Source organism: uncultured Escherichia sp., from assembly GCF_948475835.1.
Lineage (GTDB): Bacteria > Pseudomonadota > Gammaproteobacteria > Enterobacterales > Enterobacteriaceae > ECMA0423.
The window spans coordinates 1-5,938 of record NZ_CAOLGM010000188.1 but is presented as its reverse complement, the minus strand read 5'-3'; the positions used below and the strand labels follow the sequence as shown (position 1 = coordinate 5,938).

Below are 5,938 nucleotides of genomic sequence, written 5' to 3'. Positions count from 1 at the left end.
CAGCAGAATGGCATACTTAGTCGCCCGGTCAGTTAATTGGTATTGATCGGCTGGCGTCGTCACTGCGACGCTAAACGCGGGGAAGTTTTCCCAGCCGGTATCATTGCCTGAAGCAAAACGCTCACCGAGATTATTTGCAAACCAGCTGCTTTGCCATTGCGCCTGAAAACCTGACTCGCTAACTTCCCGTTTGGCTGGCAAAAAATCACCTAAAAAACTGGGATGCGGCCAGTTGCTGGTTAAGGTCATTTCGCTATTACGCCCGGCAGGCACCACAGAAAGATCGCCGGTACCGCTTAAATTCAGGGCCATATTCAGCTTCAGGTTCTGCTTGCGCCAGTCCCCTTCGGGTAAAGGGATATGCACGCCCTGCCCGCCTTGCTCTAACCCGGTACCGGGTTCGATGGTCAGCGCTGTTCCGTTAACTTCAGGCGCTTTCACCACACCAATACCACGCGCATCCCCGACGCTAATCACAATAAATGGCTTGCCTAAGGTGATATTTGGTGCGTCAAGTTCGCTAAGACGCGAAACATCGAAATCGGCTTTTAGCGTTAAATCACTGTGCCAGACCTGACCGGTATAAATCCCTATCTTGCGTTCTTCAACGTTCTGATTGCCATCAACCATCAATGACTCAGGTAACCAAAAATGGATAAAACTTCGTTTCCGCTCCACGGTTTTATCGTCTTCCTGCACCGTATAAAGCTCGGTCACAGGAATATCGATGAGCGGCCCAACGAGTTTTTGCGGCCCGCTGGTACTTTGGCGAATCGCATCTTCCACATCGCTACGGTAATCGGCACGTTCGACAATCACCTGCCGAATCAGCATTATCGGAATCAACAACAGCAATACTGCACCAAACAGGGTGGTCATTTTCCAGAACAGGGGGGATTTCAACATAGTCTTCTCCTTTGCAATGGCAGCAGGATACGAAGGCTATGTGGGAAGAATTTGAAGCTATGTGAAGTGACGGTGAAGTCGAAGCGAGGCCAGCACGCCACCTTCCTGCACGTTGCGCAGCGTGACTTCGCCGTTAAACAAACGGGCGACCTCACTGACGAACGCCAACCCCAGACCGCTGCTTTTTTGCCCATTTGCACGCGGCAAAGAGTAAAAGCGTTCAAAAATACGTGACAGCGCGTAGTCAGGAATACCACTACCGGTATCCAGCACCTTAAGCGTGACGTGTTCCTGATCCACTTCGGCGCTTAGCGTTATACGACCGCTCTCGGGGGTAAAATCGATGGCGTTATCCAGTAAATTCCCCAGCGCCTGATCCAGTAACGCCGGTTCAGCAGCAACATTAACCTCGGTGGGCGTAACATGTAGAGTGATGTTTTTTTCTGCCAACTGCACGGTGCGCGCTTCGCTGACGCGGCGGAATAATGCCGCCACATCAACAGCAGTCAAAACGACTTCCTGACGATTCTCCAGTCTTGCCTGGCGTAGTAACGTTTCCACCAGTGCCTGCATTCGCGCATTTTGCGTCAGAATGTTGTCAGTAAAACGAGCCACTACTTCAGGCGGCGGACCTTCGCGTAAAATTTCCGCCGCGCCACGAATCGCCGCCAGTGGGCTTTTTAGCTCATGGGTTAACGCATAAACATACTGCTCAATATAGTTTTTCCCTTCCAGCTTCACGCGCATACTTTCCAGCGCCTGCGCGAGTTTACGCAGCTCGCTACTACCGAGATCGGGAAGAGGAACGGGCTTATTGTCAGTGACGGAATCAGCATAGCGAGTGAGCCGGGCAATGGAGCGGTTGATCCACCAAACCATGCCTGCGCCAATCACCAGTGCGATCCCCAACAAAATGGCGCTGGCCCATAAAATTCGCCGCTCGCTGCGTTTAATGACCGGAGCCATCGCCGCGTTCGGTTTGCCTACGCTCAAAACGCCAATAAGCCGCGAGCCGTCCATAATCGGCGCGGCAACATACATCACCGAACTTTCGGGATCGGCAGGATTTTGCAACGTGCTGCGCGCACCATACTGACCACGCAACGTTAGCCAGACGTCATTCCAGCGCGAATAATCCTGCCCAACGGCTTTATTTGCCGAATCGAACAATACTTTACCCTGCGAATCGGTCATATAGACATGATATTCATTGCGCACTTTGTTAATGCCACCGATATTGGCGCGAAACGGGCGATGTTGTAGCTGATTAAACGCCTGCGCCAGTTGCCCATGCGTTGGGTCCCCAGAGAGCAAATCGGGACGCGCCAGCTCCGCCAGCAACGTTGCGGTGTCGATCAACGTCCCCTCCGTTGCTCTTCGCACGCCCGGTTTAACTTCTTTGACAAAAATAGCCCAGCAGCAACCGCATGCCGATACGCATTACAGGCCCCTCAGGCTATATCCCATGCCGCGATGAGTATTAATCGGTGAAAGATCGGGATTGATGGCGCGCAGCTTGGCACGCAACGTTTTAATGTGGGTATCAACGGTGCGATCATAGGTGTCCTGCGCATCTTCCCACACGCTATCCATCAGTTGCTGGCGGGACCAGACGCGGCCTGGCGACTTGAGTAACGTCTTCAGCAATAAAAACTCATACCGCGTCAGCGTTAATGGCGTGTCAAACCAGCTGATCTGCGCCGCGGGTTCATTCAATTCAAAATGACCAATACGGATGACGGGAGACGGCGACGAGAACTTCTTCACCCGACGCAGTAAGGTGCGCACCCTGGCGCACACTTCGCGGGGTGAAAACGGTTTAGCCACATAGTCGTCAGCGCCAATTTCCAGCCCAAGCAGGCGATCGACCTCTTCACTTCGGGCCGTCAGGAACAGTACAGGTAACGCCGGATGGAGCGCCAGTAACTGGCGGCACAATTCAAAGCCGCTGATATCAGGCAAACCAACGTCGAGAATTATGACGTCGGGAACCAGCTGGCGAGCTTTATCCAGCACCGGCAAGCCTCGCTCAAAGACCTCGACGGCAAAACCTTCCTGCTGCAACATGTAGACCAGCGTGTCGGCTATCCCTTGCTCATCTTCCACTAACCAGACCGTTTCCCGTTGCATAAATCGCCTCTGTTATTGCCGCCACGGCATGACAGGAACCGCGCTAATCGCGTTTTTCGGCGAACCTTCTACAACTTTGTCGGAGTAAGCCAGATAAGCGAGCGCGTTGCGTTTAGCATCATAAAAGCGCACGACCTGTAACGACTTAAAGACCAGGGACGTACGTTTTTTGAATACTACCTCGCCCTGAGCTTTGCCGTTTTTAATACGATCCGACAGTTCAATCGGCCCGACTTGCTGACAAGAAATGGCCGCATCGGAGGTATCTTCCGCCAGGCCCAATCCCCCTTTAATACCCCCGGTTTTCGCCCGGCTCACATAACAGGTGACATTTTTCACATCGGGATCGTCAAAGGCTTCCACAACAATTTTGTGATCCGGGCCGATCATTTTAAATACGGTGTCGACCGAACCAATCTCTTCTGCATGAGCCAATGGCCCCAGCATTATCAGGCTTAAAGACAGGATCAAATGCTTGTATTTCATATTGTTACCATTTTTATCTATTACACGAGCAATTAGTTCGTCACGGTAAATAACATATTGATTAAGAACAAAATCTCAATACTTTTATTTCCGTCAAGCCCTAAAACATACTCTACTAAGAAAAAAACACTGAATGCTAAAACAGCAAAAAATGCTATTATCCAATTACCTGATGTCAGGTGCTCGTTGTTGAAAGGATGAGGATATTTTATGGATCAGGCCGGCATTATTCGCGACCTTTTAATCTGGCTGGAAGGTCATCTGGATCAGCCCCTGTCGCTCGACAATGTAGCGGCGAAAGCAGGTTATTCCAAGTGGCACTTACAGAGAATGTTTAAAGATGTCACTGGCCATGCTATTGGCGCGTATATTCGTGCTCGTCGTTTGTCGAAATCGGCGGTCGCACTACGCCTGACTGCGCGTCCGATTCTGGACATCGCGCTGCAATACCGCTTCGACTCTCAACAGACATTTACCCGCGCATTCAAGAAGCAGTTTGCCCAGACTCCTGCACTTTACCGCCGTTCTCCTGAATGGAGCGCCTTTGGTATTCGCCCGCCGCTACGTCTGGGTGAATTCACTATGCCAGAGCACAAATTTGTCACCCTGGAAGATACGCCGCTGATTGGTGTTACCCAGAGCTACTCCTGTTCGCTGGAGCAAATCTCTGATTTCCGCCATGAAATGCGTTATCAGTTCTGGCACGATTTTCTCGGCAACGCGCCGACCATTCCGCCAGTGCTCTACGGCCTGAATGAAACGCGTCCGAGTCAGGATAAAGACGACGAACAAGAAGTATTCTATACCACCGCGTTAGCCCAGGATCAGGCAGATGGCTATGTACTGACGGGGCATCCGGTGATGCTGCAGGGCGGCGAATATGTGATGTTTACCTATGAAGGTCTGGGAACCGGCGTGCAGGAGTTTATCCTGACGGTATACGGAACGTGCATGCCAATGCTCAATCTGACGCGCCGTAAAGGTCAGGATATTGAGCGATACTACCCGGCAGAAGATGCCAAAGCGGGAGATCGCCCAATTAATCTGCGCTGTGAACTGCTGATTCCGATCCGTCGTTAACGCTGCAACTCATCTAATGCAGGGGCGTCCAGATGTGAGATGTCCCCTGCGGTTTCAACAACCCAGCCAGACGCCAGCCACAGGCTTTCCTGATAATCCACGCGCGAAATAGAACAGTTACGCAGACGTAAGCGGCGCTCTGCCCATGCTGGTAATCCGAGAATCGTACTCACCAGACATCCCAGTGCAATACCATGGCTCACCAGCAGCGGTCGGCTTCCCTGCGGTAAGTCCCGGCAAGATTCCAGTGCCGCATTGACGCGATCGCTGAGCTCCTGCATTGACTCGCCTTCAGGAATACGCCCGTCAACGGTGCCATTGACCAGCTGCCGACGCCAGTTCTCTTCTTCTTCGGTCAGAGAATCGATATGTCTTTTTTCCAGCACACCCATGTTTAATTCACGCAGGCGAGAATCAAAGATGATGTCACAGCCGCAGGCCTGGGCGATGATTTCCGCCGTACGCCGGGTGCGTCCTAAATCGCTACTGATGATATGCGTAATGCCAAGCTCTTTGGCACGGGTTGCCACCTGCATCGCCTGTTGCTCACCTTTGGCGGTCAGCGGGCTGTCAGACTGGCCCTGAATACGTCGCTCGGCGTTCCACTGCGTTTCACCGTGGCGGACTAGGTATACCTGTAACATGCTTTTTTTCCGTATACTGCTGTAACGTTAATTTTCTGAGTAATGCTGATTATGCACCAAGTTGTCTGTGCGACCACCAATCCCGCTAAAATTCAGGCCATTCTGCAGGCATTTCACGAGATCTTCGGCGAAGGATCCTGCCATATTGCATCCGTTGCCGTCGAGAGCGGTGTACCGGAACAACCCTTTGGCAGTGAGGAAACGCGCGCTGGCGCACGAAATCGGGTAGCAAATGCCCGCCGTTTACTTCCAGAGGCTGATTTTTGGGTGGCGATTGAAGCTGGCATCGATGGTGACAGCACTTTCAGTTGGGTGGTGATTGAAAACACCAGCCAGCGCGGCGAGGCGCGTTCGGCTACTTTGCCGTTACCTGCGGTGATTCTGCAGAAAGTGCGTGAAGGTGAGGCGCTTGGTCCCGTGATGTCGCGTTATACCGGTATTGATGAGATTGGTCGTAAGGAAGGGGCGATCGGCGTGTTTACCGCCGGGAAACTCACTCGCGCCAGCGTCTATCACCAGGCGGTGATCCTGGCGCTGAGTCCGTTTCACAATGCCGTGTATCAGGCATTGTAGGACGGATAAGGCGTTCACGCCGCATCCGGCATTCGGTGCACGATGCCTGATGCGACGCTGCCGCGTCTTATCAGGCCTTGTATTATCCCTCCAGTGCAGAGAAAATCGGCCAGTTTTCT

At 52.4% G+C, this 5,938-nt stretch carries 6 protein-coding genes and 1 pseudogene; 2 read left to right on the top strand and 5 right to left on the bottom strand.

All coding sequences use genetic code 11. The features are described from left to right. From creD to creA, 4 genes and pseudogenes are all read right to left on the bottom strand, one after another. Positions 1-906, bottom strand: a 906-nt coding sequence (gene creD / locus QZF50_RS22245; protein ID WP_290388997.1) for a cell envelope integrity protein CreD, incomplete at its 3' end; no start/stop codon positions are given. A 57-nt stretch (positions 907-963) separates the two neighbouring features. Beyond that, positions 964-2,347, bottom strand: a pseudogene (creC, locus tag QZF50_RS22240) (two-component system sensor histidine kinase CreC). Then, positions 2,347-3,036 carry a two-component system response regulator CreB gene (gene creB, locus QZF50_RS22235; protein WP_001188656.1) on the bottom strand — a complete coding sequence of 230 codons (690 nt, stop codon included), beginning with the start codon at positions 3,034-3,036 and terminating at the stop codon, positions 2,347-2,349. Before creB ends, creC begins: the two are co-directional and overlap by 1 nt. A gap of 12 nt (positions 3,037-3,048) precedes the next feature. Then, positions 3,049-3,522 (bottom strand): protein CreA, encoded by a 474-nt coding sequence (creA, locus tag QZF50_RS22230; RefSeq protein WP_000875487.1) that lies wholly within the window; start codon positions 3,520-3,522, stop codon positions 3,049-3,051. A 210-nt stretch (positions 3,523-3,732) separates the two neighbouring features. Here creA and robA point away from each other — a divergent pair, with 210 nt between their 5' ends. Further along, a complete protein-coding gene (robA, locus tag QZF50_RS22225; RefSeq protein ID WP_000371666.1) occupies positions 3,733-4,602 on the top strand; it encodes an MDR efflux pump AcrAB transcriptional activator RobA in 870 nt (289 codons plus the stop codon). Here the strand turns inward: robA and gpmB are convergent. Further along, positions 4,599-5,246 carry a 2,3-diphosphoglycerate-dependent phosphoglycerate mutase GpmB gene (gene gpmB, locus QZF50_RS22220; protein ID WP_000942344.1) on the bottom strand — a complete coding sequence of 216 codons (648 nt, stop codon included), beginning with the start codon at positions 5,244-5,246 and terminating at the stop codon, positions 4,599-4,601. The genes robA and gpmB overlap by 4 nt on opposite strands. Positions 5,247-5,297: 51 nt before the next feature. Between gpmB and yjjX the strand changes: the two genes are divergently transcribed. Then, positions 5,298-5,819, top strand: coding sequence for an inosine/xanthosine triphosphatase (gene yjjX, locus QZF50_RS22215; RefSeq protein WP_001297279.1), 522 nt, complete (start codon positions 5,298-5,300; stop codon positions 5,817-5,819). The last annotated feature ends 119 nt before the right edge of the window (positions 5,820-5,938 follow it).

Bases quoted from the DNA above. Each gene is read 5' to 3' on its own strand.
- creB (WP_001188656.1), bottom strand. From the start codon at position 3,036: ATGCAACGGGAAACGGTCTGGTTAGTGGAAGATGAGCAAGGGATAGCC.
- robA (WP_000371666.1), top strand. From the start codon at position 3,733: ATGGATCAGGCCGGCATTATTCGCGACCTTTTAATCTGGCTGGAAGGT.
- creA (WP_000875487.1), bottom strand. From the start codon at position 3,522: ATGAAATACAAGCATTTGATCCTGTCTTTAAGCCTGATAATGCTGGGG.
- gpmB (WP_000942344.1), bottom strand. From the start codon at position 5,246: ATGTTACAGGTATACCTAGTCCGCCACGGTGAAACGCAGTGGAACGCC.
- yjjX (WP_001297279.1), top strand. From the start codon at position 5,298: ATGCACCAAGTTGTCTGTGCGACCACCAATCCCGCTAAAATTCAGGCC.